Below are 22,841 nucleotides of genomic sequence, written 5' to 3'. Positions count from 1 at the left end.
GGCTAGGCGCCGCGTCCTCCTAGCATGTAGCCATGCAGACCAAGAGACCCCAACCCACTTCTTTGGCTTTGTCAAAAGTCGGCATGGCACTCGCCAGCCTCTGCGCTGCGGCCACCGTCTTGGCCATGAGCGATGAGGAAATCCGTGCGGAGACGAATCGGATCGCCGCCCAGTACAGCACGGCCATGGCGCATTGCCAAACGCTGCAGGGCAACGACAAACAGGTTTGTGTTGAAGATGCCAAGGGCAGCCAGCGTGTGGCACAGGCCGAGCGCGATGCCAAGCTACTGGGCGATGCCGACCACAACTACCAAGTGCGCATTGCCAGAGCCGATGCGGACTACCGCGTGGCCAAAGAACGCTGCAACGAGATGCGCGGTGATGCCGTGGGCATCTGCAAAATAGATGCCCAGGCCGCATACCTGAAAGCCCAACAAGATGCCCAGGTCAAACGGGTGGAGGCGCCTCCTGCTACATCGACGGACGAAACGATGCCTCGCCGTTAGCCAGCGTCAGAGGTGTGGGCTAGCCTCGAGGGCTGGTGCGGTTGATGTATTCAAACGCCTCGCGCCCGGCTTCATCCAGTGGGTTGGCGCAGAGGTTGGCGCGCTCGTCCACCACCACTCCCATATTGTTCGTACCCACCACGGTGCCAAGCCCGGTATCGAAGTCGAAATCGATCATCGCGGGGCCACCGCTGGATCCTGGCCCTTGCACGCAGGGCATGCCCCACTCTCGATCGATGTCACTGCCAAACGCCTTGCAGCCGTTGATAACTGGGCGCTGCGTCGCACAGTATGCGAGTCGCTGACCGGAGTACTCCGGGTTGCCCAGGTCGTAGGGCGGCGGAGGCGGCAGGATGCCATAAGCATTGGCCCAGACCGGGTAGCCAAAGGTAATGCGTGGGCCTGCAGTCAGCGGTGCATCGAAACGAATGGCTTGCTGTCCGGCGACATCGCCCACCTTCGCTCCTTCGCTGCTGGCTCGCGCCTGCAGGAATGCGCCATCTTGCTCCGACTCCAAAGCGCCCTCCGGCGCCACCAGGCGACGAATCGTGTAGCGCCCCTGCGGACCGGCCCCATCGCGGAAGGCCGGCAAGAACAGAAGGCGGTCGCTCCATGCATCATCGCCTTGCTCGCTGCGAGTGTGCAGACAGTGCATCGCTGTAACTATCACGTCGCTGGAGGCAGCCTCGACAACGGTCGCGGTGCAGGAGGCGTCTTGGCCATTGGGTCGCACAAAGAACAACCGACCTAAGCCTGGAGGTGAAGCGCCGATTCGCTCCCAGGCGTCGCCATCTGAATCAAGCGGATCTGCCACCGGTGGCTTGATGGGCACATCGCCTTTGTCATTGACGGCTCGCAGCTTTTCATCGGTCCAATACGCAAGCACTGCCTCGGGCGCCTCTTCATAAAAGTGCTCTGAAAGGGCGGCGGCCAACACGCCCGGAACGTAGCAACAGATCCCCGAGAGGCTGACCACGCGGCACATCTGCTTAAACTTGGAAAGGCTGATAAAGCCCTGCAGGAAGGGCGTACGGTATTTTCCCTCTGCAACAGCCCGTTGGACAGGATGGCATCTGAGAGAAGAAGCAGCCCCGCTGAGCGCGCCACCTCTGATAGATAGGCAATGATCAATCCATGGCATAGCAGCATCCTTTCGTGTTATAGAACACGCATCCTGGAGGCAGCGACCACCATGTGCCATGAGAAAAGTGGTCTAACAGCTATACGGCCTTGGCATGTCTGAACCATCGCCGGGCGCTAAAGCCGGCACCTAAGCATGGCCTATATCGTGGGGCCTTGGCGGTGCGGACTATATGGCCTTAAGGCACAAAAAATCCCTGCCGCCCAATAGAGGTGCAGCAGGGACATGGCGTGCGAAACAGCGCAAGGAGCCGGCAAACCCGGCTCCAAAGATCAGCGATCAGCGGCGGCAGGCAGTGTAGCCCAGCACCACACCGATGGCCAAGGCTGCACCTGCGATGTGCCAAGGCTCGTCATGGGCGTACTTATCGGTACACGCGGCCGTGTGCTTGGTCTGCGCAATGGCACGGGATGCGGAATCACGGGCCATGCCCATGCCTTCATCCATGCGTTCGCGAATGCGCTTGATCTCAGGGATCGCATCGAGTTCCTTGACGGACAGCAGTGCACGCACATCGCCCACCAGTTGGTCGACATCGCCCTTCACATCGGCGAGGCTGACTTGTCGCTTCTTGAAAAACATGTTTGTTCCTTTCTTGTACGGAAGCCCAAAATGTGCTCTGGGTATTACCTTATAGAAAGACAAACTAACGCCATGTAGGAAAGCGGCCCGGATCTGCGTGCAAGGCTCTTGGTATCCGCAGCGGTAGCGCCAAACCCTGCTTTGACGCACAGCATGTGCCCCCGGTTTTCCTACACACAAGCCGTGTCGCCTGGGCCACCATGCATCCAAACCCCTGGAGGATATATGCCCGACAAAGACCCCCACACCCCGCCCGACAGCGAAGAAACCAAGATCAATACCACCCGCAAACAGCAGCCCCATGACCCTGGTACGCAGGCCAAGATGCCCCACGAAAAAGACCAGTCCGTGGGGGAAACCAGCCCACAGCCATCGCCCGAGATGGAGCAAGCGCATACCGATCTGAAGCGAGGCCTGGTTGATACTGATGCGAGAGCGCCCGATGGCCGTCCTAAGGGCAGCAAGCAGCCAGCGAGCTGAGCGGTAGGGAGGTGGATTTAATGGCTTGCTGACCCTTGCTGTTGCTGCCGTCTCTACTTGTAACAGTATCGACTATTCAAATGCATCTATAGGATAAATCTTACTTTCGTACTAAGCTGTTGCTGTTGGAGCCCGTTGATGTGGCCCTGACAGGAAGGTATGCCGTGTCGCAACGAAAGCAGGAGGTTGCTGCGCAAGACGATTATCTGGACCGGCTTAAAACCGAAGGTGCCAGTCTCTTGATGCAGAACCCACAGGAAGGTACGCCCGAGCACGCCAAGATGATGCTGATCGACGCCAAGATTGACCAACTCACCAGCCCCATTACGGTCCCCAATTGGAAGGACTCCAGCTTGTGAAACACAGCCCGCTTTGAATCAGCGGGCTTTTTGTTTCCCGGCGCAGAGGCTGCGCCGGGGGCGGCAGGCAAGCCGCGCTTATTTCTGCGCTTCCAGCGCCTGCTGCTCCTGGACGCTGGGCAAAGTCACCCAGCGGGCCAGCTTGGGCCGCAGCCAGTTTTCAAAATCGTCCATCACCGCATAGACCACCGGCACCAGTACCAGCGACAGCGCCGTGGACGACACCAAGCCACCAATCACGGCGACGGCCAGCGGCTGGCGGAACTCCGAGCCGCTGCTCACGCCCAGCGCGGTGGGCAGCATGCCCATGGCCATCGCAATCGTCGTCATGATGATGGGCCGGGTCCGCTCATGCGCGGCATCCAATAGCGCTTCGGTCTGGCTCTTGCCCATGCGCTCGGCCTCCACCGCATGCTCCACCAGCAGGATCGAGTTCTTGGCCGCCAGGCCCATCAGCATCAGCAAGCCAATCAGCACCGGCAGGTTCAGCTCCCCACCCGTCGCCAGCAAAGCCAGAAAGGCGCCCGCCAAGGACAGCGGGAGCGCCGCCAGGATGACAACCGGTTTGACAAAGCTGCGGAACAGCAAGATCAGCACCCCAAAGATCAGCCCCACCCCCGCCATGATCGCCAGGCCAAAGCTGGCAAACAGCTCCTGCATGCCTTCGGCATCGCCATAGAGCGGGCGCGATACGCCCTCGGGCAGGTGCTTCAAGAACGGCAGCGCATCCACGGCCGCATTGGCCTGGCCCAGCGACACGCCATTCACCTCCGCCTCCAGGGTGATGCGGCGCTCGCGGTCAAAGCGGTCGATGTGCGATTCGCCGACCTGGAAATGCATGTCCGCCACGGCAGACAAGGGCACCGTGCCGCCCTGCCCCGTGGGCACCCGCAGCGCGCCAATACCATCCAGATCCCGCAGGGCATCCTGGGGCAGCCGCACCCGCACAGCCAGGCGCTGGCGCCCGGTGTTGAACTTGGAGGCCGTCGCATCCAGGTCGCCCAGGCTGGCCATGCGCGCCACCTCGGCCACCACATCGGGGGTTACGCCCAGGCGCGCGGCCGCATCGGGCTTGAGCCGTATCACCAGCTCGGGGCCCGGGTTGGGCGCCACCTGGTGCACATTGGCCAGCATCGGCAGGCTGCGCAGCTCGCGCTCGGCGTCTGCGGCGGTGCGGCGCAACAAGTCGCCATCATGGCCGCCCAAGATCACCTGCAGGTTCTGCGTGCCGCCCCCTTCGCTTTCGCTGTAGCTCAGCCGCACATCGGGCACCTGCAGCAGCAGGGGCCGCATATGCTCCTGGAAGGCCTTGGTTGTCATTGACCTTGGCGATTTGAGCTGCACAATCACCGAGCCCTTGCGCGGATCGCCATCGCGCTGGCTGCTGCCCACGCTGACAAACACATCCTGCACATCGCCCTGCTGGCGCAACAAACGCGTCAGGCTGGCTGCGGATGCGCGCATGTCTTCGGTCGTGGCACCCGGCGCCCCTTGCAGGCTGATCTGTACCGTGCCGCCATCGCCCTTGGGCGCAAAGCCGGTGGGCAGCAACGAGGCCAGCACCAGCGAGCCGACAAAAATCAGCACCCCGCCGCCAATCGACAGCCAGCGGTGCGCCAAGGTCCACTCCACCAGCCGGCGGTAGCGGCCCACAAAAGGCTTGTGCGGATGCGGCTGGGCAGATGGCTTGAGCAAATAGGCACACATCAGCGGCGACAAGAGGCGCGCCACCAGCAGCGAGAACATCACCGACACGGCCACCGTCACCCCGAACTCGCGGAAGTACGGCCCGGCATAGCCGCCCATAAAGGCGACGGGCAAAAACACCACGGCAATGGCCAAGGTGGTCGCTACCACCGCCAGGCCAATCGCGTCCGCCCCCTCCATCGATGCACGCCAGGGCGATGCCCCCGCCTGCACCCGCTTTTGGATGTTCTCCACCTCGACGATGGCATCATCGACCAGCACGCCGATCACCAAGGTCAATGCCAGCAGGGAGAGCATATTGAGCGAATAGCCCAGCCAATGGATCACCGCAAACGTGGGGATCAGCGAGATCGGCATGGCCACCGCCGCAATCAAGGTGGCGCGCCAGTCGCGCAAGAACATGAACACCACCACCGCCGCCAGCAGCATGCCTTCGAGCAAGGTCGCTACCGTGGCATCAAAGCTCTCGCGGGTGTTTTTGGCGCCGGACGACACCAATTGGTAGGTCACGCCCGGCTGCTCCTTGGCCAGCGCGGCCACCGCCTTGGCCACCGCCGTCTCCACATTCACATCCGATGCGGCCTTGGTCTTCATCACCTGAAAACCCACCACCGCCTCGCCATTCAGTGCGGCAAAACCGCGCCGGTCGCTCGCGCCGCTGGCCACTGTGGCCACATCGCCCAGGCGCAGATGGCGGCCGTCACGCGTAGCAATCACCAGCTGCTCCAGATCTTGCACCGATGGAGCGGCAGCGAGGATACGCACCTGCTGCTCCTGCGCGCCAATCTGCGTGCGGCCACCCGATGCATCCAGGTTGTGGGCGCGCAGCGCTTCGTTCACAGCCACCGCCGTCAGCCCCAGCGCCTGCAGCTTGGCGGGGTCCAGGGTCACGGTAATGTCGCGGGCCACCCCTCCCACCTGGGTCACCTGGCCCACCCCCGTCAGCGCCACCAGCTTGCGCGCCACCACATCCTCGATGAACCAGTTCAATTCCACATCGTCCATGCCCGGCGCCGATACCGCATAGGTCAGCAAGGGCATGGAATCAAAGTCCAGGCGCTCCACAATCGGCGGCTCAATGCTGGCCGGCAAATTGGCGCGCACCCGGTCCACTGCTGCACGCACCTCATCCACCGCGCGCTGCGGGTCCAGGCCAATCTCAAACTCCACCAAGGTCAGAGACATGCCCTGGGTCACCGTCGAGATCACATGCTTGACCCGCGCCACATTGGCCACGCCGTCTTCCACCACCCGGGTGACCTGGGTTTCCACCTCGGTCGCTGCCGCGCTGGGCAGGGCCACTGCCACCTGCACGATGGGGAAGGACACATCCGGGTAAAGCTTGATCGGCATAGCCCGGTAGGCCATCAGCCCCGCGACCAGGATGGCGATAAACAGCACCACCACCGGGATTGGGTTCTGGATGGACCAGGCGGAAATCCGGAACTTCATCGCGGGCTCCCTGTCTTGGGCGCCGCCTCAGCGGCTTTGCTGGCTGGCGCAGGCACTGGTACTGGTTCCGGTATCGGCTCCGCAGCTGCGGCATTGATCTGCACCCGGTCCCCCTCCAGCACAAAGGCACCGCCCCCCAAGGCCAGGCGGGTGCCCACCGGCGGGCCATCGCGCAAGGCCACCCAGCCTTGGGCACGGGCACCCAGGGTAACGGGCAGTTTGCGAATGCGGCTGTCCGCATCCACAGTGGCCAGCTGCGGGCCACCGGCTTCAAAGTGAATGGCTTTCTCTGGCACTGCGGCCACCGGCGCCTCAGCCTGGGCAAACCGCGCCTGCGCAAAACCGCCCGGGCGCAGATCAGCCCGCACTGGCAGCACCACCCGCACCTGGGCCAGCTTGGTCTTGTCGTCCACCCGTCGCGACAGCAGGCGCACCTGGCCCTCCAGCTCGACCCCCGATGCCAGAGTCACAGCCACCTTGCTGCCTGGCTGGATCCGGTCCACCTGGTCCTCGGGCACCTCGGCGGCCAGCTCCACCATGCCGTCCCGCGCCAGGCGGAACATCGCCTCGCCCCCGGCGCTGGCCACATCGCCCCGGCGCACATTGCGCTGCAGCACCACGCCGGCCACGGGGGCGCGCAGCACCATTCGCTCGGCCTCCACGCGCAGCCCGGCCAGGTTGGCGGCGGCCACATCGGCATTTGCGTTGGCGCTGGCTGCGGCCGTGCGGCGCTGTTGGATCTGCTCGTCAGACAGCACGCCCTGGCCGTCCAGCCCTTCGACCCGCGCCGCCTCGGCCTGGGACTGTTTGGCCTGGGCCCGGGCCTGCACCAGGCTGGCCTGGGCCTGGGCGATCTTGGCCTGCAGCAAGCCATCATCCAGCCGCGCCAGCGGTTGGCCGGCACGCACCGTGTCGCCCTCATCGGCCAGCAGTGTCGCCACCCGGTAACCCCCCAGTTCCGAGCCAACCGCAATCTCTTCGCGCGCCACCAGCAGGCCCGATGCCTGCTGCACCCCGCCCATGGGCCGCAGCTCCACTTGGGCCACGCTGACCGTGCGCACCAGCTCTGCCACCGGCTTGGAGGTCTTATCCGCACCGCCTTCCGAGCAGGCCACCAGCCCCAGCAAGGCCACCGATCCCAAACCCCAGCCCAAGCCCACACGCCATCCACTTGCTATTGTTTTCAGCATTGCATCCCTCTCAATTCGTCTTCTGTGTGTCGGCGCCCAGCGCCAGCGCGTCGCGGGGCCAACCGCCCCCCAGCGCCTGGAACACCTGCACGGCATGCGCCAGCGCCTCGGCACGCGCCTGGGTCAGGCCTCCGCGCGAATCGCGGTAGACCTGCTCGGCATCCAGCACGACCACCAGGTCAAAAAAACCGGCGTCATAGCCTTTGCGTGCGGCTTCATAAGCGGTCTGCGCACGCGCCTCTGCCTGCGCCAGCACCTGCAGCCGTTGTGCATCCGGCGCCATGCGTAACAGCGCCTGGTCGGTTTCGGAGAAAGCGCGCTGCACCACCTGCTCATAGGCGATCACCGCCTGCTCAGCGCGGGCGCCCTGGGCGCGGGCATTGGCCAGCAAACGCGGGCGGTCCAGCACCGGCATGGCCAGGTTGCCTGCTAGCGACCACAGCCCGGTGCTGAGCGACGCGCCCTGCTTTTGCCAGTTCAGCCCCAGCCCGGGGGTCAGGGTGATGCTGGGCAGCAGCGCCAGGCGCGACAGTTCCAGCCCGCCAGCGGCTGCATCCATCTGGGCCTGGGCCTGCAGCACATCGGGGCGCCGCGCCAGCAAATCTGCCGGCAAGGCCTGCGGCAGCGCTGGCGCCCGGGTCTGGCTGTCGTCCAGCACCAAGGCGGACAAAGGCTGGTCGCCCTGCCCCACCAGCACCAGCAAGGCGCGGCGCGCGGCATCCAGTTGCGACTGCAGCACCAGCGCATTGGCCTGGGCCGCCAGCAAGCTGGCATCGACCCGCGCCACATCGGCCAGCGCCACCAGACCGCGCTCCAGCTTGCGCGCCAGCACCTGCTGCAAGCGGGTTTGGATGGTGATCGTCGCCTGCGCATCGGCCAACGCAGCGGTCAGGCGCTGGGCCTCAAACAGGCTGCGTGCCACTTCAGCCACCAAAGTGGCCCGCTCGGCATAGGCGCCATACAGTGCCGCGCCATAGTTGCCGTCCGACTGGCGCGAAAGCGCATCGCCCCGGCCCAGCACATCCAGCTCCCAGGAGACCTGCAGATCCAACCCGGCGCTGCTTTGCCGGCCTAGGCCGACGCCGCCCGTTGATGCACCGCCCAAGCGCTGCACATTGCGGCGGTCGCCGCTGGCGCGCAGTCCTCCCTGCGGTTGGTACTGGGTCAGCGCGGCCTCGCGCAGCGCCCGGGCCTCGCGTATCCGTGCCAGTGCCATGCGCGCTTCGGTGCTGCTGGCCAGTGCCTGGTCCATCAGGCGGTTCAGCAGCGGCTGCTCAAACAACGTCCACCAGGTATCCAGGGCGGGCAAGGCCGCATCCTTGGCCGGCGTGGAACCGGGCACCGAAAACTGCGACGCCACCACTGGCGCCGGCGCGGGGGCATCGGGCACCGACGAGCAACCCGACAGGGCTGCCAAACACAGGGGCGCTGCCGCCCAAAAAATCTGCTTCATGGCGGGGTCGACTCAGGGTTGCGCCTTGCGGCCGGACGCAGCGCGGGGCTTGCTGGCTTTGGCCTTGGGTTGGGCTTTGGGATTGGTGGCCTTGGACCGGCTGGTGGCCGCAGCGGCGGGCTGCGGCGCCTGCACCACATGCACCGCCTGCTTGGGGCGCTGGGCCAGCTTGGCCAACAGCTCTTGCAAAGTCTGCGCCGTCACCTGGTGAAAATCCTGGGCCTGCAGCAGCCGCGCACTGGCCTCTGCCGGCAGCGGGCTGGCAGCCAGCAGCTCATCCACATAGCTGGTAAAGCGCCGGCAGTCCGCAATGCTCTGCTCCAGCACAATCAAAAAGGGGTTGGCCCGCAGGCTGAAAAAATCTTGCCGCTCGCCCCGCATTGCTACCCGCTCAATGATGCCCAGGCGCTCCAGCAGGCGGGTATTGGTGCTGACGCTGGCCCGGCTGGCCTGCATGCGCTCGGCCAGTTCCGCAAAGCTGATGGGCCCGCCATCGAGCAAAAAAATACCGATCAGGCGCCCTGCAATACGCGGCAGACCGCTGGTCTCCGCCTGGATCGCATTGCGCTCGATAAACAGCTCGCGCGCCTCCAATGCCGCTTTCGCCTTGTCCTGCTGGGTCACATTCACCGCCATTCATATTGTTCGGTCACGGCTGAACAATATAGACGAATTCGGGTTGACCCTAGTTATTAGAAGTAACGTGGTTAGAAAAGAAAAAGGGCCGTGGTGTACGGCCCTTGGGTTGTGGTGCTTTGAACAGGTTCTTAGGACTGCCGCAAGGCCAGCCGCGCGGTCAGCAGGGTGCGCCCCGGCTCGGAGTCGATCTCCAGCACACCGCCCACACGGCCAATGCGCACGGCCATCGAGCGCATGCCAATGCCCAGGCCTGAGGCATCCACAGCAGCCACATCAAAGCCGACGCCATCATCCTCGATCTCCAGCACCAGGTCATCGGCCTCGGGCTGCACAAAGGACAGCCGTACATGGCGCGCCTGGCTGTGCTTGATCACATTGGTGAGGGCCTCTTCGACCAGGCGCGTCATCGCCAGGTACTGCAGCGCATCGGGCGGCGTGCGCCAAGCAGGCGCAAACTGCCAGTCGCAGCGGATGTCGAGGGCATCGAGCAAATTGGTAAAGCGGTGGCGCAAGGGGGCCAGCCATTCCTGCGGGGATGCAGGCACGCGCACCTGGGCGGAGGAGTTACTGTCAATCGTCTGGCGCAGGTCATCCCGGATGAGCTTGAGCATGGACAGCACCTGCGGGCGGGTCAGCCCGCCATCGCCGCCCTGCTCCACGGCGGCAATCATGTGCACCAGCGAACCACCCAGCCCGTCATGCAGGTCATGGGTCAGGTTCAGGCGCTCTTGCAGGCGCGCGTACGACACCTTCTGCGCATCCAGCTCAGCACGCAGCTGATCGGCCTTCTTCTGCTCAGTGATGTCAAAGGTAAAGCCAATCAGCCCCGTGGTCTCGCCCTGCGCGTCGCAAAGCACATGCACCACCTCGCGCACCCAGACAAAGCTGCCGTCGCTGGTCAGTGCGCGGTATTCGGCTTCGTGGTCCACGCCGGCCAGGCACAGCCCCACGCAGCGGTTGACCGTCGTATCCCGCTCATCCGGATGGATACGCTCGGCCCAGTCATTCACCGTCTCCCAGCTGTCCTGGCTCCAGCCCAGCAGCGCCTCGATCTGTGGCCCCACATAGGTGTATTTCTTGCTCGCCCAGTCGATACGAAACGGAATCGCCAAGGTGGATTCCAGCAGCGTCTGGTAGAGACCGTTGTCGGTGTCTGGCTCCAGAGTGCGTAAACGAGGCTGGGTATCGAGCATAGAAGGTGTCAGGGTTGCGTCAACAAAGGGTGAACCGTCGGCAGTGCGTTCCAGAACCAGAAAAAATACCCGCTGTCTTTGGGCAGCAAGGTCAGGGTATGCACGCTTCTTTGCGTGCCACCCCGCCAGCAGGCCAGGGCTGAATTGCGATTGCCGTGCAGATCCATATAGGCCGCATCGGGGATTTTGGGCCTGGGCGGCATGTACAAAGCCATGCCCCGGGGCACCCAAAGATCGGCGAGAAAGATTTTAGCCCGCTGCGGCCAATAACGTGCCACCGAAATCACCAGTGGAAGCTGGGGATCTACCGAGGAGAACACATGCGGAAAATCATGGTGCTCCAGGTCGGTGCAGACCGTGGGCTGCAGCTGGTTGCGCTGCGCATCGTCCAGATAGGGGCACTGCTGGCCGGCAAACATGCCGTACTCGAACGGCGTGTTCTCCAGATGGCGGATCGGGCTTTGCATGCGCAGTCCCTGGCCGGGCTCGATCAAGGTGATGCCAAATGCGGCAGCCGCCTCGCGCGTGGCCCACAGCGGCTCATAGACCACCTCGCTGGCGTCAAACACCATCTGTGTCTCTTCGCCATAAGGGGTTGGCGGCAGCGTATGCGTCCCTTTGACCTGGTAGCCACGGCCCCAAGAAGGCTCCAGAGTGCAGGCCGCCGGTCTGCCGGCCACCGGGCTGCCGGCCACCGGAGTGCCGGCCACCGGAGTGCCGGCCACCGGCTGCAGCTCTTTCACCCCAGCGGGAAGCTGCTCCTTAAATTGGGGCATGCCATCGATATTGCAGACATAAGGCTTTGTCTGCGTATCGACCCATGTGCCGATGCCATCCCGAATCAGCAAAGGCGGGTCAAAAAAAGTGTGGGACACGGTCAATCACTCCAGATCGGATGGGTAAGCGATTACGGGGGACGAGAAAGAAAGGATCAGCGCTGCGCGGCTCAGTCCACCAGCCGGCGCAGGCGGGCTTCCTGCGCTGCCTGCGTGCGCGAGGACACCGACAGCTTGCGGTACACATTCTTGATATGCGACTCGACCGTATAGCGTGACAGAAACAGCCGCTCGGCAATCTCCCGGTTGCTCAGGCCATCAACGACCAGGTGCAGGATGGTGTTCTCGCGCGCACTGAGGCCCGGGTCATCCACGACCTGGGCGGCAGGTGGCGCTTGCAGCGGCAGCTCCTCAATGATGCGCCGTGCAATAAAGGGATCGATAGGCGCACCGCCACGCAGCACGCTGCGCAGGGCCATGGCCATCTCCAGGTCGTCGCGCTCCTTGAGCACATAGCCCACCGCGCCGGCCCGCAAGGACGCCCAGATCATCTCCTGCGTGCTCCAGGCCGACACCACCATGATCGGCAAGCTGGGCAGACGGGCGTGCAACTCGGCAATCAGTTCAATACCGCTGCCATCGGGCAAGCCCAGGTCCACCAGCGCCAGCGACACCATATGGTCCTCGTTCGCCAGGTAGGCCCGCGCCTCGGCGAGCGAGCCGGTCATCACCAGCGCATCATTGCTGTAGCCCAGTTGCAGCAGTAAGCCCTGCAGGCGGTTGCGTACCAATGGGTTGTCCTCCACCACCAGTACCGGTGCGGGCAGTGCAAGGTCTGCGGTGAGCATGTGAGTGGGCATGGGATCCTGTTCTGTTCCAAGTTCCACGATTATTCCGCAAGCCCAGGCCCTTGCCCCTCACTGAAACTGGTGAATTTCAGCGCGATGACAGTTGGATGACCACCGCATCGTCGCGGCCAGGGGGCAATCAGCTAAAGCGCTTCTCCAGCGCATCCCAGCCGGGCTTGCCCACCAGCCGCTGGCGCTCGGCAAAGGTCGCCACCAAACCGCTGGCCTCCTGCACCGCCTTCTCGTCACGCAGCACCGTCAAGGTTTTCTGCATGCCGGCCACCGCCCCCTGCAGCGCCGCATTGGCATACAGCACGATGCCGTAGCCCAGCGCGCCCAGCTGCTCGGCATCAAAAATGGGGGTCTTGCCGCCAATCACCATGTTCATCAGCTGCGGGGTGGCCAAGCGGGTGGGCAGCGCGCGGATTTCTTCAGCGCTGGTGACAGCCTCGACAAACAGAATGTCTGCACCCGCCTCGGCAAAGCGCTGCGCGCGTTCCACCGCCGCTTCAAAGCCATGGGTCGCCGCCGCATCGGTGCGCGCCATGATCAGCAGGTTCGGGTCACGCCGCGCATCGACGGCGGCCTTGATCTTGCTCACCGCCTCTTCGGTAGAGATCACCTCCTTGCCGCTGAAATGCCCGCAGCGCTTGGGGGCGACCTGGTCCTCCAGCTGAATGCAGTCAGCGCCTGCGCGCTCCAAGGTGCGCACCGTGTGGTAGACATTGAGCGCATTGCCAAAACCGGTATCGGCATCCACCAGCAGGGGCACGCTGACCGTGTCGCGGATGCGCGCCGTGTGGTCGGCAATCTCGGCCAGCCCCATAAAGCCCTGGTCTGGCATGCCAAACCACATATTGGTCACGCCCGCCCCCGTCACATAGATGGCCTCAAAGCCCAGGTCCTCGATCACCTTGGCCGACAGCGCATTGAAGGCCCCCGGCACCAGCACGCCCCGGCGCGCCGCCACCATGTCCTTCAGCAGTTTCTTGGTATCCATTCCACAGTCCCCTGTTCAAAAACAATCGCCCGGCACCCGCACAGTGCCTTCCATCAGAATGCGTGCGCTGCGGCTCATCAGCGCCTTGGCCACTACCCACCGGCCATCTTGCAAACGTGCCTCGGCCCCCACCCTTAAGGTGCCCGAGGGGTGGCCAAAACGCACGGCGCTGCGCTCGCCCCCGCCGGCGGCCAGGTTGACCAGGGTGCCGGGCACTGCTGCAGCCGTGCCAATCGCCACCGCTGCCGTGCCCATCATCGCGTGGTGCAGCTGGCCCATCGACAGCGCCCGCACCAGCAAGTCCACATCCTGCGCCTCCACCGCCTTGCCGCTGGATGCGGTGTAGCTGGCGGAAGGCGCCACAAAGGCAAGCTTGGGGGTGTGCTGGCGGCTGGCGGCCTCTCTCAGGTCCTGGATCAGGCCCATCTTCAGCGCGCCATGGGCACGAATGGTCTCCAGCCGCGCCAAGGCCTGGGCATCGCCATTGATGTCGCCCTGCAGTTCGCGGCCGCTGTAGCCCAGGTCTTGCGCGTTCAGAAAGATCGTCGGGATGCCCGCATTGATCAAGGTTGCGGCAAAGCTGCCAACCCCTGGCACATCGAGCTGGTCCACCACTTGGCCGGTGGGGAACATCGCGCCGCCATCCTCGCCCTCGTCGGCAGGGTCCATAAAGGCCAGCTGCACCTCGGCGGCAGGAAAGCTCACGCCGTCCAGCTCAAAATCGCCAGTTTCCTGCACCTGTCCGTTACTGATAGGTACCTGGGCAATGATGGTCTTGCCGATATTGGCCTGCCAGATGCGCACGGTGCACAGGCCGTCCTGCGGGATGCGGGCCGGGTCGATCAGGCCCATCGCGATCGCGCAAGGGCCCACCGCTGCCGACAGGTTGCCGCAGTTGCCAGTCCAGTCCACAAAGGGCCTGTCGATAGCGACCTGGCCAAAGAGGTAGTCCACATCATGGTCGGGCTGCGTGCTTCTGGCCAGCAGCACCGCCTTGCTGGTGCTGGACGACGCATTGCCCATGCCATCGATCTGCTTGCCATAGGGGTCGGGGCTGCCCAGGGTGCGCAGCAAGATGGCATCGCGCGCGGCGCCGGGCTGCTGCGCGGGCAGCGGCATATCCGGCACATGGAAGAACACGCCCTTGCTGGTGCCGCCGCGCATATAGATGGCGCGAATCTTGATCTGGGGGGGATGGTTCTGGGTCGTCATAGCGGGTTCATAAAAAGGCGGATCCATCAGGCGGTGGCAGGCTGCGCAGAGCGGGTTGCCAAAAAATCCTGCGCAAAGCGCTGCAGCACACCACCGGCTTCATAGACCGACAGCTCCTCGCCGGTATCCAGGCGGCAGGTCACCGGCACGCAGTCGATCTGGCCATTGCGGCGCCGGACCACCAGGCTGAGTTCAGCCAGCGGAGCGCGTTCACCTTCGATATCATAGGTCTCCGTGCCGTCCAGTTGCAGCGTCTTGCGCGTGGTGCCGGGCTTGAACTCCAAAGGCAGCACACCCATGCCGATCAGATTGCTGCGGTGGATGCGTTCAAAGCCTTCGGCCACCACCGTCTCTACCCCAGCCAGCCGCACGCCCTTGGCGGCCCAGTCGCGGCTGGAGCCCTGGCCGTAGTCGGCGCCGGCAATGATGATCAGCGGCTGGCGGCGCGCCAGATAGGTCTCCATCGCCTCCCACATGCGCACCACCCGGCCCTCAGGCTCCATGCGGGCCAGCGAGCCCTTTTGCACCTGGCCATCGACCACGGCCATCTCGTTGACGAGCTGGGGGTTGGCAAAGGTGGCGCGCATCGCCGTCAGGTGGTCGCCCCGGTGGGTGGCGTAGGAGTTGAAGTCCTCCTCGGGCAGGCCCATCTTGGCCAGGTACTCCCCGGCGGCCGAGCTGGCCAGAATGGCGTTGGAGGGCGACAGGTGGTCGGTGGTGATGTTGTCCGGCAGCAGCGCCAGCGGCCGCATGCCCTGCAGGCTACGCGGGTGTGCGGCCAGCGCGCCCACACCTTCGGTGTCCCAATACGGCGGCCGGCGGATATAGGTGGACTCGGGGCGCCAGGCATACTGCGCCTCGGCCTGCTCGCCATCGTCCACGCGCAGCGCAAACATGGGCTCGTAGACCGCGCGGTAGTGCGCTGGCTTCACAGCCTGGGCCACAACAGCATCGATCTCAGCATCGCTGGGCCAGAGGTCTTGCAGCCGGATTTCGCGTCCATCAACGATGCCCAGCACATCCTTCTCGATATCAAAACGCATCGTGCCCGCCATCGCATAGGCGACTACCAGCGGAGGCGACGCCAGAAACGCCTGCTTGGCATAGGGGTGGATGCGGCCGTCAAAATTGCGGTTGCCTGACAGCACGGCGGTGGTGTACAGGTCCCGGTCAATGATCTCCTGCTGGATGCGGGGATCGAGCGCGCCGCTCATGCCATTGCAGGTGGTGCAGGCAAAGGCGACGATGCCAAAACCCAGCGCCTCCAGATCCTCCAGCAGCCCAGCCTCTTGCAGATACAGCTCCACCGCCTTGGAGCCAGGCGCGAGCGAGGTCTTGACCCAGGGCTTGCGCACGAGGCCCAGGCGCCGGGCATTGCGCGCCAGCAGCGCCGCGGCCATCACATTGCGCGGATTGCTGGTGTTGGTGCAACTGGTGATGGCGGCGATGATGACGGCGCCATCGGGCAGCAGGCCTCGCGCCTCCTGTGCGCGCGCCAGCGCCAAAGGCTCGGCACCGGCAATGCCGCGCTCGGCCAGCTGCGAGGTCGGCAGGCGGCGGTGCGGGTTGGAGGGGCCGGCCATATTGCGCACCACGGTCGACAGGTCAAACTGCAGCACCCGCTCATAGCTCACTTGGGCCAGGCTGTCGGCCCAGAAGCCGGCGGTCCTGGCATAGGTCTCTACCAGCTGCACCTGCTTTTCATCACGCCCGGTCAGCCGCAGGTAGGCCAGTGTCTGCGCATCGATCGCAAACAGCGCCGCAGTGGCGCCGTACTCCGGGCACATATTGGCAATGGTGGCGCGGTCGCCAATCGACAGGCTGGCAGCGCCCTCGCCATAGAACTCCAAATAGGCACCGACAACTTTTTGCTGGCGCAAAAACTCCGTCAGCGCCAGGACGATGTCGGTAGCAGTAATGCCAGCCTGGGGCCGGCCGCTCAAGGCCACGCCGACAATGTCAGGCAGCCGCATCCACGAGGCCCGGCCCAGCATCACGTTCTCTGCCTCCAGGCCGCCCACGCCCACTGCAATCACGCCCAGCGCATCCACATGCGGGGTATGGCTGTCCGTGCCCACACAGGTATCCGGAAAGGCGACACCGTCTTGCACATAGACGACGGGCGACATCTTCTCCAGATTGATCTGGTGCATGATGCCGTTGCCCGCTGGGATCACGTCCACATTCGCAAAGGCCTTCTTGCTCCATTCGATGAAATGGAAGCGGTCCTCGTTGCGGCGGTCCTCAATGGCGCGGTTCTTCTCAAAGGCCTGGGGGTCAAACCCGCCGCATTCCACGGCCAGCGAATGGTCCACGATCAGCTGCACCGGCACAACAGGGTTGACAGCGGCCGGGTCTCCCCCTGCCTGGGCAATGGCATCGCGCAGGCCCGCCAGGTCCACCAACGCCGTCTGGCCCAGGATGTCATGGCAGACCACGCGCACGGGAAACCAGGGAAAGTCGATATCGCGCCTGCGCTCGATCAGCTGGCGCAGGTAGTCTGGCAACTGGGCCGGGTCGGCGCGGCGCACAAGGTTTTCGGCATGCACCCGCGCCGTATATGGCAGCCGGGCCCAGGCGCCGGGCGCCAGCGCATCGACCGCCGCCTGCGCATCAAAATAATCCAGGCCGGTGCCGGCCAGTGCTTGTCTGTAATCGGTGTTCATGGGGCAGTGCAAACCGGCGGGCAGGCCACCCGCACGGTGTCGCTATTTCTGTTTGGATCGGTAGAAGGTCGGGTCGGCAGGCAGCCGCTCAGCTGCGCTGGTCGATGGGCTGGAACACCTGGTCTTCCGGCCCCGTGTAGTGCGCGCTGGGTCGGATGATCTTGTTGTCCACCCGCTGCTCGATCACATGCGCAGCCCAGCCGCTGGTGCGCGCCATCACAAACAGCGGCGTGAACATGGCAGTGGGCACGCCCACCATGTGGTAGCTCACAGCACTGAACCAGTCGAGGTTGGGGAACATCTTCTTGACCTCCCACATCACCGACTCCAGCCGCTCGGCAATGTCGTACATCTTCGTGGAACCAGCCTCCAACGACAGCGCCTTGGCAACTCCCTTGATGACCACATTGCGCGGGTCGCTGACGGTATAGACCGGGTGGCCAAAGCCAATCACCACCTCCTTGTTCTCCACCCGGCGGCGGATATCGGCCTCGGCGGCATCGGCGCTGTCGTAGCGCTTCTGGATCTCAAAGGCCACCTCGTTGGCCCCCCCATGCTTGGGGCCACGCAGCGCGCCAATCGCGCCGGTGATGGCCGAATACATATCGCTGCCGGTACCGGCCACCACCCGGGCGGTGAAGGTCGAGGCATTGAACTCATGCTCGGCATACAGGTTGAGCGAGGTGTGCATGGCCCGCTCCCACAGCGCGCTGGGCTTTTTGCCATGCAGCAGGTGCAGAAAATGCGCACCGATGGAGTCGTCATCGGTCTCCACATCGATGCATTTGCCCGAGGTGCTGAAGTGGTACCAGTACAGCAGCATCGAGCCCAGCGATGCCATCAGCCGGTCGGCAATATCGCGGGCGCCGGGCAGGTTGTGGTCGTCCTTCTCCGGCAAGGTGCAGCCCAGCACCGACACCCCCGTGCGCATCACATCCATCGGGTGGCTGGCCGCAGGCAGTTGCTCCAGCGCCTGCTTGACGCTGGCGGGCAGACCGCGCAGCGCCTTGAGCTTGTCCTTATAGGCGCGCAGTTCTGCCCGGTTGGGCAGCTTGCCATGTACCAGCAGGTGGGCAATTTCCTCAAACTCACAGACCTGGGCCATGTCCAGAATGTCATAGCCCCGGTAGTGCAGGTCGTTGCCGCTGCGGCCCACCGTGCACAAGGCGGTGTTGCCCGCCGTCACGCCCGAGAGCGCTACCGATTTCTTGGGCTTGAAGGTGGGAGGCACTGCCGCCTCAGCAGTCAGGGTGGTCGTGGTCATAGCGGGGTTTCCTGGTTCAAATATGCGCAATCAAGGGAGACTGGCCGGCCTTTGGCATCGACGGCGACCATTTCAAATAGACCTTTAAGCACCTCTTCGGGCGGCGTACCGGGCAGATCGGCCAAGCCGGTGACGCAGACGGTCATCGAGCTGCGCCCTACGCGGCTGACCCAGGCACGCAGGGTCAGCCCATGGCCTACCGGTGCCGGTGCAACAAAGTCCACACGGCTGACTGCGGCCATCACCACCTCGCGTTGCGCCAAGCTGCGGGCCGCCAAGAAGGCGGCCTTGGCCATCAGCTGCAAACCCTGGCCCGCAAACAGCGTGCCGTGGTGGTTGGCCAGTGCCGGCAGCACCAGCTCTTGCGACTCGATGAATCCGGTAGGTGTTGTCATGCTTCGCAATTTACGCAAAATACGATGGCGTGAATAGCACTGAAATGGCGAATTTCTGCGAAGGAAAATTCGTATTTTGCAAATTTTGCGAATATGTAGAATCCAGAAAAACTCATGCATCTGGGATGCAAAAGCCCCCGCTAAAACAAGAGACCTGGCTATGAAAAAAACCTTTATGGGCGTCAAGCTGCGCAAGCTGCGTGCCGAACGCAACCTGTCCCAAATTGCGCTGGCCCATACGCTGGGCCTGTCGCCCAGCTACCTGAACCAGTTGGAGCAAAACCAGCGGCCCTTGACGGTGTCGGTGCTGCTCAAGCTGCACCGCAGCCTGGGGGTGGACATCCAGCAGTTTTCCGAAGACGAGGAGGCACGCCTGGTGGCCGGCCTGCGCGAAGCCCTGGCCGACGCCCCCGAAGCCATCGCCCTGCCCGAGCTGCAAGAGGTGGCCGCGCAAATGCCGGCGCTGGGCGCGGCGGTGGTGGCGCTGTACCGCCGCCATCTGGACACGATGGAGCGGCTCGAAGCGCTGTCGCTGCAGCTGGGTGACGACCGCGCCGGCAGCAGCCAGCCAGCAGCCATGCCGTTTGAGGTGGTGCGCGATTTCTTCTTCGCGCACCAGAACTACTTTGACGCGGTGGACCGCGCTGCCGAAGACCTGGCCACCGAAGCTCAGGCGCATCGGCAGCAGCACGGCGGCCAGCTGGCCGATTGGCTGCTGCAGCGCCTGGCGCATGTACACCAGGTGCGCGTGCAATGGCTGGCAGATGCAGGGGCCAGCAAGCGCCAGTTCGATCCCGCCACGCGGCTGCTGCAGCTGTCATCCGCGCTGGATCCGGCTCAGCAAGCCTTCCAGCTTGGCACCCAGCTGGGGCTGCTGGAGATCGCCCACCTGCTGGAGCGCCTCAGCCAAGACCCCAGCCTGGCCCGCGACCCTGCCGCCCAAGGCCTCGCCCGCCTGGGCCTGGCCAACTACTTTGCCGGCGCCTTGCTGCTGCCCTACGGAACGTTTTTGCAGGCAGCCGAGGCGCTGCGCTACGACATCGACCTGCTCAGCCAGCGCTTCGCCGTCGGTTTTGAAACCGTCTGCCACCGGCTCAGCACCTTGCAGCGGCCCGGCAACCCGGGCGTGCCCTTTTTCTTTGTGCGCGTGGACCGGGCCGGCAATATCTCCAAGCGCCAATCGGCCACGCATTTCCATTTCAGCCGCACCGGCGGCACCTGCCCGCTGTGGAATGTCTACGAAGCGTTTGGCCAACCGGGCCAGGTACTCGCCCAGGTGGCCAGCATGCCCGATGGCCGCCGCTATCTGTGGATTGCACGCTCGGTCAGCGGCGGCCAGCGCGGCTATGGCGCCCCCCGCAAAACCTTCTCCATTGGCCTGGGCTGCGACTTGCGCCATGCCGACCGGCTGGTCTACGCCAAGGGCATCGATCTGCAGGACCCAGCGCTAGCCACCCCCATCGGCATGGGCTGCAAGGTCTGCGAGCGCACGCAATGCCCGCAGCGGGCTTTTCCGTATGTGGGCACCAAGCTGGCGGTCGATGAAAACACGAGCCGCTCAACGCCGTATGGCTCAGCACTTTGACACTATAGATCCGCTTGTAAACGCCTGGCCAAAGGCCGCATGCCCAAGAGATCCGCTGCAGTCATCCCCTTGAGGAATGAGTCTGGGGATTGCCTCTCTATTCACAGCTGATTTATGCAACAATCGCTGAGCTTTATATATTTTCATGAAGGAAATGCATGAATGGCCCGTGACCATTACAGCGGATTGCTTGCCTTTGTCGCTGTCGTACGTGAAGGCAATTTCACCCGCGCTGCAGCCCGCTTGGGCGTATCCCAATCCGCGCTGAGTCACAGCATCCGGACACTGGAAACCAATCTTGGCATTCGCCTGCTGACACGGACCACCCGCAATGTGTCTCCCACAGAGGCTGGCGAGAGGCTGTACCTGAACATCTCACCGCAGTTGGCGGAAATCGATACGCAGGTACAGGCCTTGAGTGACTTCAGGGACAAGCCCAGCGGCACCATTCGCATAACGGCCACGGATTACGCCATCCGCTCCATCCTCTGGCCCAAGCTAGGCCAGTTTCTGCTCCAGTACCCGGATATCAAGATTGAGCTGGTGAGCGACTACGCCATGAGTGATATCGCCGCCGACCGCTACGACGCCGGTGTTCGTTTTGGAGAGTCCCTGGCGCAAGACATGATCGCTGTGCGGATTGGCCCAGACATGCGCTTTGCGCTGGTAGCGACCAAGGCCTATTTCAGCAAAAAACCAGCGCCCAGCACCCCCCACGACCTGGTGCAGCACCAATGCGTGAATTTGCGCCTGCCTACACATGGAGGCCTGTATGCCTGGGAGTTCAAGAACCCGGAAGGCCGAGAGTTCAGCGTGCGCGTTGATGGGCAACTGATCGTCAGCAGTATCTACGAGGTGCTGGAAGGCGCGTTGGCCGGGTTCGGACTCGCCTATGTGCCTGAACCCATGGTCGAGTCCTATCTGGCCAAGGGACGGCTGATCCGCATTCTGGAGGACTGGTGCCCGCTGTGGTCTGGCTACCATTTGTACTATCCCAGCAGAAGACAACCCTCCCAGGCCATGAAACTGCTGATCGATGAGTTGAGGTACCAGCCATAGCGGCAGAATTTAGGTAGCAAGCACAGTCCGCCGCCACAGCCGAGCGGCGATAGCAGCCGTGACCAGCACCACCAGCGCGCTGGCAAGGTAAACCGCAGCAAGCCCAGCTTGACCCGCTACCCAGCCCAGTGCGGGACTGCCAATGGCCATGGCCACATCCAGGAATGCCGTGTAGATGCCCATGGCCAGCCCCCGGTTCTCCGGCGAAGTTCCGCGCACAGCCTCAACCCCAAGACCCGGATAAACCAGCGAATAGCCAAATCCCGCAATGGCCGCGCCTGCGGATGCGGCGACAGGACTGCGCGCCAGCCACATGAGCAGCAAACCACCCGCCTGCACCAGCACGAAGACCAGCGCAACCTTTGCGCCACCTATTCTGTCGGGTAGATGCCCCGCGACGATGCGCGCAAAAATAAGTGCCGCACCGAATGCGCTGAAGGCCAGCCAGATGGGCTGCCATTGCTGCTCAGCGTAGAACAAGGAGCTGAACGCCAGAATCGCGCAGTAGCCGATGCTGGCCGTCGCTGCGCCCAGTCCGGGCAACCAGACCGACCGAAGCACCGATCTCAGCGCAGATTGCGCTTTGGGCGGATGCGGCGGCAAAGCTGGCAGGCGCCACAAGGCCACAAGCACCAGAAGCGGCAACAGTGTCGTCACCAAGGCGATCGCGATAAAACCATAGGCCGAGAAGATTTGCGTGCCCACAGGTCCGCCGAGTGCCATCGCAGCAAACATCGCAGTGCCCACCCACGCGATGACCTTGCCCGCCTGTGATTTGTCAACCAGACCCAGTCCCCAGCTGACGCCGCCTGTGATGATGAAACTTTCTGCACCACCGAGCAATGCTCGGCCCAGCAGAAGAATCGAGACGGACAGCATGGGTTGGCTGACAAAGACCAAAGACAGCAGATAAAGCAGGCCGGATACGGCGGCAGCAATGAGACCTACCACCACCCCTCGCTTGGGGCCGTATTTGTCAGAAAACGATCCGGCCCAGACCCGTGACACCAATGAAGCGGCGAACTGCGCGCCTGCGACCAGCCCGACAACGAAGGTGCCATAGCCCAGATCACTTCTGACATGAAGGGGAAGAACAGGGAGAGCCAATCCGATGATCAGAAACCCTGCAAGCACTGCAGCCATGATGGGCAGGAGAACCACCAGGCTAGAACGGGTGGAGGCATTGGTTGTGTTGTTGTTCATGAGAAAGCCCTGTGACCCATTCGCGCGGCGCCCCCGCGTTACTTTGCGGCCGGCACTGAAGAATCTCCCGATAAAAATGGGAACACGCGCAAAGCCCACCTAATTGGCACGCCACCTGTGCGGCACACACT

The 22,841-nt window shown here is 63.7% G+C and carries 20 protein-coding genes; 5 read left to right on the top strand and 15 right to left on the bottom strand.

All coding sequences use genetic code 11. The features are described from left to right. The first annotated feature begins 83 nt into the window (after positions 1-83). Positions 84-506, top strand: a complete 423-nt coding sequence (locus HS961_RS11475; RefSeq protein WP_182328010.1) for a hypothetical protein — start codon at positions 84-86, stop codon at positions 504-506. A gap of 19 nt (positions 507-525) precedes the next feature. Here the strand turns inward: HS961_RS11475 and HS961_RS11470 are convergent, their stop codons facing one another. Together HS961_RS11470 and HS961_RS11465 are read right to left on the bottom strand one after the other, a co-directional pair. After that, positions 526-1,647, bottom strand: coding sequence for a trypsin-like serine peptidase (locus HS961_RS11470; RefSeq protein ID WP_182328009.1), 1,122 nt, complete (start codon positions 1,645-1,647; stop codon positions 526-528). Positions 1,648-1,926: 279 nt separating this feature from the next. After that, the gene (locus tag HS961_RS11465; RefSeq protein WP_182328008.1) at positions 1,927-2,229 is read right to left on the bottom strand and encodes a DUF883 family protein; all 303 of its coding nucleotides are present in this window, start codon (positions 2,227-2,229) and stop codon (positions 1,927-1,929) included. 225 nt (positions 2,230-2,454) lie between these two features. On the opposite strand from HS961_RS11465, the gene HS961_RS11460 reads away from it, so the two are divergent. After that, on the top strand, positions 2,455-2,709 hold the full coding sequence (locus tag HS961_RS11460; protein ID WP_182328007.1) for a hypothetical protein: 255 nt from the start codon (positions 2,455-2,457) through the stop codon (positions 2,707-2,709). A 164-nt stretch (positions 2,710-2,873) separates the two neighbouring features. After that, positions 2,874-3,068 carry a hypothetical protein gene (locus HS961_RS11455; protein ID WP_182328006.1) on the top strand — a complete coding sequence of 65 codons (195 nt, stop codon included), beginning with the start codon at positions 2,874-2,876 and terminating at the stop codon, positions 3,066-3,068. 78 nt (positions 3,069-3,146) lie between these two features. Here the strand turns inward: HS961_RS11455 and HS961_RS11450 are convergent, their stop codons facing one another. From HS961_RS11450 to HS961_RS11395, 12 genes are all read right to left on the bottom strand, one after another. Further along, positions 3,147-6,227 (bottom strand): efflux RND transporter permease subunit, encoded by a 3,081-nt coding sequence (locus HS961_RS11450; protein ID WP_182328004.1) that lies wholly within the window; start codon positions 6,225-6,227, stop codon positions 3,147-3,149. After that, positions 6,224-7,417, bottom strand: coding sequence for an efflux RND transporter periplasmic adaptor subunit (locus HS961_RS11445; protein WP_182328002.1), 1,194 nt, complete (start codon positions 7,415-7,417; stop codon positions 6,224-6,226). The genes HS961_RS11450 and HS961_RS11445 overlap by 4 nt, the downstream gene beginning before the upstream one ends. Positions 7,418-7,427: 10 nt before the next feature. Continuing rightward, positions 7,428-8,870 (bottom strand): efflux transporter outer membrane subunit, encoded by a 1,443-nt coding sequence (locus HS961_RS11440; RefSeq protein WP_182328000.1) that lies wholly within the window; start codon positions 8,868-8,870, stop codon positions 7,428-7,430. Between the two features lie 12 nt (positions 8,871-8,882). Continuing rightward, on the bottom strand, positions 8,883-9,506 hold the full coding sequence (locus HS961_RS11435) for a GbsR/MarR family transcriptional regulator (RefSeq protein ID WP_182327998.1): 624 nt from the start codon (positions 9,504-9,506) through the stop codon (positions 8,883-8,885). A 131-nt stretch (positions 9,507-9,637) separates the two neighbouring features. Further along, on the bottom strand, positions 9,638-10,702 hold the full coding sequence (locus HS961_RS11430) for a PAS domain-containing protein (RefSeq protein WP_182327996.1): 1,065 nt from the start codon (positions 10,700-10,702) through the stop codon (positions 9,638-9,640). Positions 10,703-10,710: 8 nt separating this feature from the next. Beyond that, positions 10,711-11,577, bottom strand: coding sequence for a hypothetical protein (locus tag HS961_RS11425; RefSeq protein WP_182327994.1), 867 nt, complete (start codon positions 11,575-11,577; stop codon positions 10,711-10,713). A gap of 71 nt (positions 11,578-11,648) precedes the next feature. Further along, positions 11,649-12,338 (bottom strand): LuxR C-terminal-related transcriptional regulator, encoded by a 690-nt coding sequence (locus HS961_RS11420; protein ID WP_182327992.1) that lies wholly within the window; start codon positions 12,336-12,338, stop codon positions 11,649-11,651. A gap of 127 nt (positions 12,339-12,465) precedes the next feature. Then, a complete protein-coding gene (locus tag HS961_RS11415) occupies positions 12,466-13,326 on the bottom strand; it encodes an isocitrate lyase/PEP mutase family protein (RefSeq protein ID WP_182327990.1) in 861 nt (286 codons plus the stop codon). Positions 13,327-13,341: 15 nt separating this feature from the next. Beyond that, on the bottom strand, positions 13,342-14,538 hold the full coding sequence (gene prpF / locus HS961_RS11410; protein WP_182327988.1) for a 2-methylaconitate cis-trans isomerase PrpF: 1,197 nt from the start codon (positions 14,536-14,538) through the stop codon (positions 13,342-13,344). 26 nt (positions 14,539-14,564) lie between these two features. Then, a complete protein-coding gene (gene acnD, locus HS961_RS11405) occupies positions 14,565-17,204 on the bottom strand; it encodes a Fe/S-dependent 2-methylisocitrate dehydratase AcnD (RefSeq protein ID WP_182327987.1) in 2,640 nt (879 codons plus the stop codon). A gap of 88 nt (positions 17,205-17,292) precedes the next feature. Continuing rightward, positions 17,293-18,468: a bifunctional 2-methylcitrate synthase/citrate synthase gene (gene prpC / locus HS961_RS11400; protein ID WP_182327986.1), complete on the bottom strand. Its 1,176-nt coding sequence runs from the start codon at positions 18,466-18,468 to the stop codon at positions 17,293-17,295. After that, positions 18,465-18,863 (bottom strand): acyl-CoA thioesterase, encoded by a 399-nt coding sequence (locus tag HS961_RS11395; RefSeq protein ID WP_182327985.1) that lies wholly within the window; start codon positions 18,861-18,863, stop codon positions 18,465-18,467. The genes prpC and HS961_RS11395 overlap by 4 nt, the downstream gene beginning before the upstream one ends. Before the next feature lie 160 nt (positions 18,864-19,023). Between HS961_RS11395 and HS961_RS11390 the strand changes: the two genes are divergently transcribed. Further along, positions 19,024-20,448, top strand: coding sequence for a short-chain fatty acyl-CoA regulator family protein (locus HS961_RS11390; RefSeq protein WP_182327984.1), 1,425 nt, complete (start codon positions 19,024-19,026; stop codon positions 20,446-20,448). Positions 20,449-20,610: 162 nt separating this feature from the next. Then, positions 20,611-21,507 (top strand): LysR family transcriptional regulator, encoded by an 897-nt coding sequence (locus HS961_RS11385; RefSeq protein ID WP_182327983.1) that lies wholly within the window; start codon positions 20,611-20,613, stop codon positions 21,505-21,507. Positions 21,508-21,516: 9 nt separating this feature from the next. On the opposite strand, the gene HS961_RS11380 is transcribed toward HS961_RS11385, so the two are convergent. Then, entirely contained in the window at positions 21,517-22,710 is a 1,194-nt protein-coding gene (locus HS961_RS11380) for an arabinose transporter (protein ID WP_182327981.1), read from the bottom strand. Positions 22,711-22,841 lie beyond the last annotated feature (131 nt).

The organism is Comamonas piscis (genome assembly GCF_014109725.1).
GTDB classification, from domain to species: Bacteria; Pseudomonadota; Gammaproteobacteria; order Burkholderiales; family Burkholderiaceae_C; genus Comamonas; species Comamonas piscis.
Note: the sequence above shows the minus strand (reverse complement) of the source record. Positions and strands in the feature narration are given on the sequence as shown.

What these genes read in the sequence shown, in the direction of transcription:
- HS961_RS11420 (WP_182327992.1), bottom strand. Translation starts at nt 12,338, where the DNA reads ATGCCCACTCACATGCTCACCGCAGACCTTGCACTGCCCGCACCGGTA.
- HS961_RS11385 (WP_182327983.1), top strand. Translation starts at nt 20,611, where the DNA reads ATGGCCCGTGACCATTACAGCGGATTGCTTGCCTTTGTCGCTGTCGTA.
- prpF (WP_182327988.1), bottom strand. Translation starts at nt 14,538, where the DNA reads ATGACGACCCAGAACCATCCCCCCCAGATCAAGATTCGCGCCATCTAT.
- HS961_RS11470 (WP_182328009.1), bottom strand. Translation starts at nt 1,647, where the DNA reads ATGCCATGGATTGATCATTGCCTATCTATCAGAGGTGGCGCGCTCAGC.
- HS961_RS11475 (WP_182328010.1), top strand. Translation starts at nt 84, where the DNA reads ATGGCACTCGCCAGCCTCTGCGCTGCGGCCACCGTCTTGGCCATGAGC.
- HS961_RS11440 (WP_182328000.1), bottom strand. Translation starts at nt 8,870, where the DNA reads ATGAAGCAGATTTTTTGGGCGGCAGCGCCCCTGTGTTTGGCAGCCCTG.
- HS961_RS11390 (WP_182327984.1), top strand. Translation starts at nt 19,024, where the DNA reads ATGAAAAAAACCTTTATGGGCGTCAAGCTGCGCAAGCTGCGTGCCGAA.
- HS961_RS11445 (WP_182328002.1), bottom strand. Translation starts at nt 7,417, where the DNA reads ATGCTGAAAACAATAGCAAGTGGATGGCGTGTGGGCTTGGGCTGGGGT.
- HS961_RS11465 (WP_182328008.1), bottom strand. Translation starts at nt 2,229, where the DNA reads ATGTTTTTCAAGAAGCGACAAGTCAGCCTCGCCGATGTGAAGGGCGAT.
- HS961_RS11460 (WP_182328007.1), top strand. Translation starts at nt 2,455, where the DNA reads ATGCCCGACAAAGACCCCCACACCCCGCCCGACAGCGAAGAAACCAAG.
- HS961_RS11395 (WP_182327985.1), bottom strand. Translation starts at nt 18,863, where the DNA reads ATGACAACACCTACCGGATTCATCGAGTCGCAAGAGCTGGTGCTGCCG.
- acnD (WP_182327987.1), bottom strand. Translation starts at nt 17,204, where the DNA reads ATGAACACCGATTACAGACAAGCACTGGCCGGCACCGGCCTGGATTAT.
- HS961_RS11435 (WP_182327998.1), bottom strand. Translation starts at nt 9,506, where the DNA reads ATGGCGGTGAATGTGACCCAGCAGGACAAGGCGAAAGCGGCATTGGAG.
- HS961_RS11430 (WP_182327996.1), bottom strand. Translation starts at nt 10,702, where the DNA reads ATGCTCGATACCCAGCCTCGTTTACGCACTCTGGAGCCAGACACCGAC.
- HS961_RS11380 (WP_182327981.1), bottom strand. Translation starts at nt 22,710, where the DNA reads ATGAACAACAACACAACCAATGCCTCCACCCGTTCTAGCCTGGTGGTT.
- HS961_RS11415 (WP_182327990.1), bottom strand. Translation starts at nt 13,326, where the DNA reads ATGGATACCAAGAAACTGCTGAAGGACATGGTGGCGGCGCGCCGGGGC.
- HS961_RS11450 (WP_182328004.1), bottom strand. Translation starts at nt 6,227, where the DNA reads ATGAAGTTCCGGATTTCCGCCTGGTCCATCCAGAACCCAATCCCGGTG.
- prpC (WP_182327986.1), bottom strand. Translation starts at nt 18,468, where the DNA reads ATGACCACGACCACCCTGACTGCTGAGGCGGCAGTGCCTCCCACCTTC.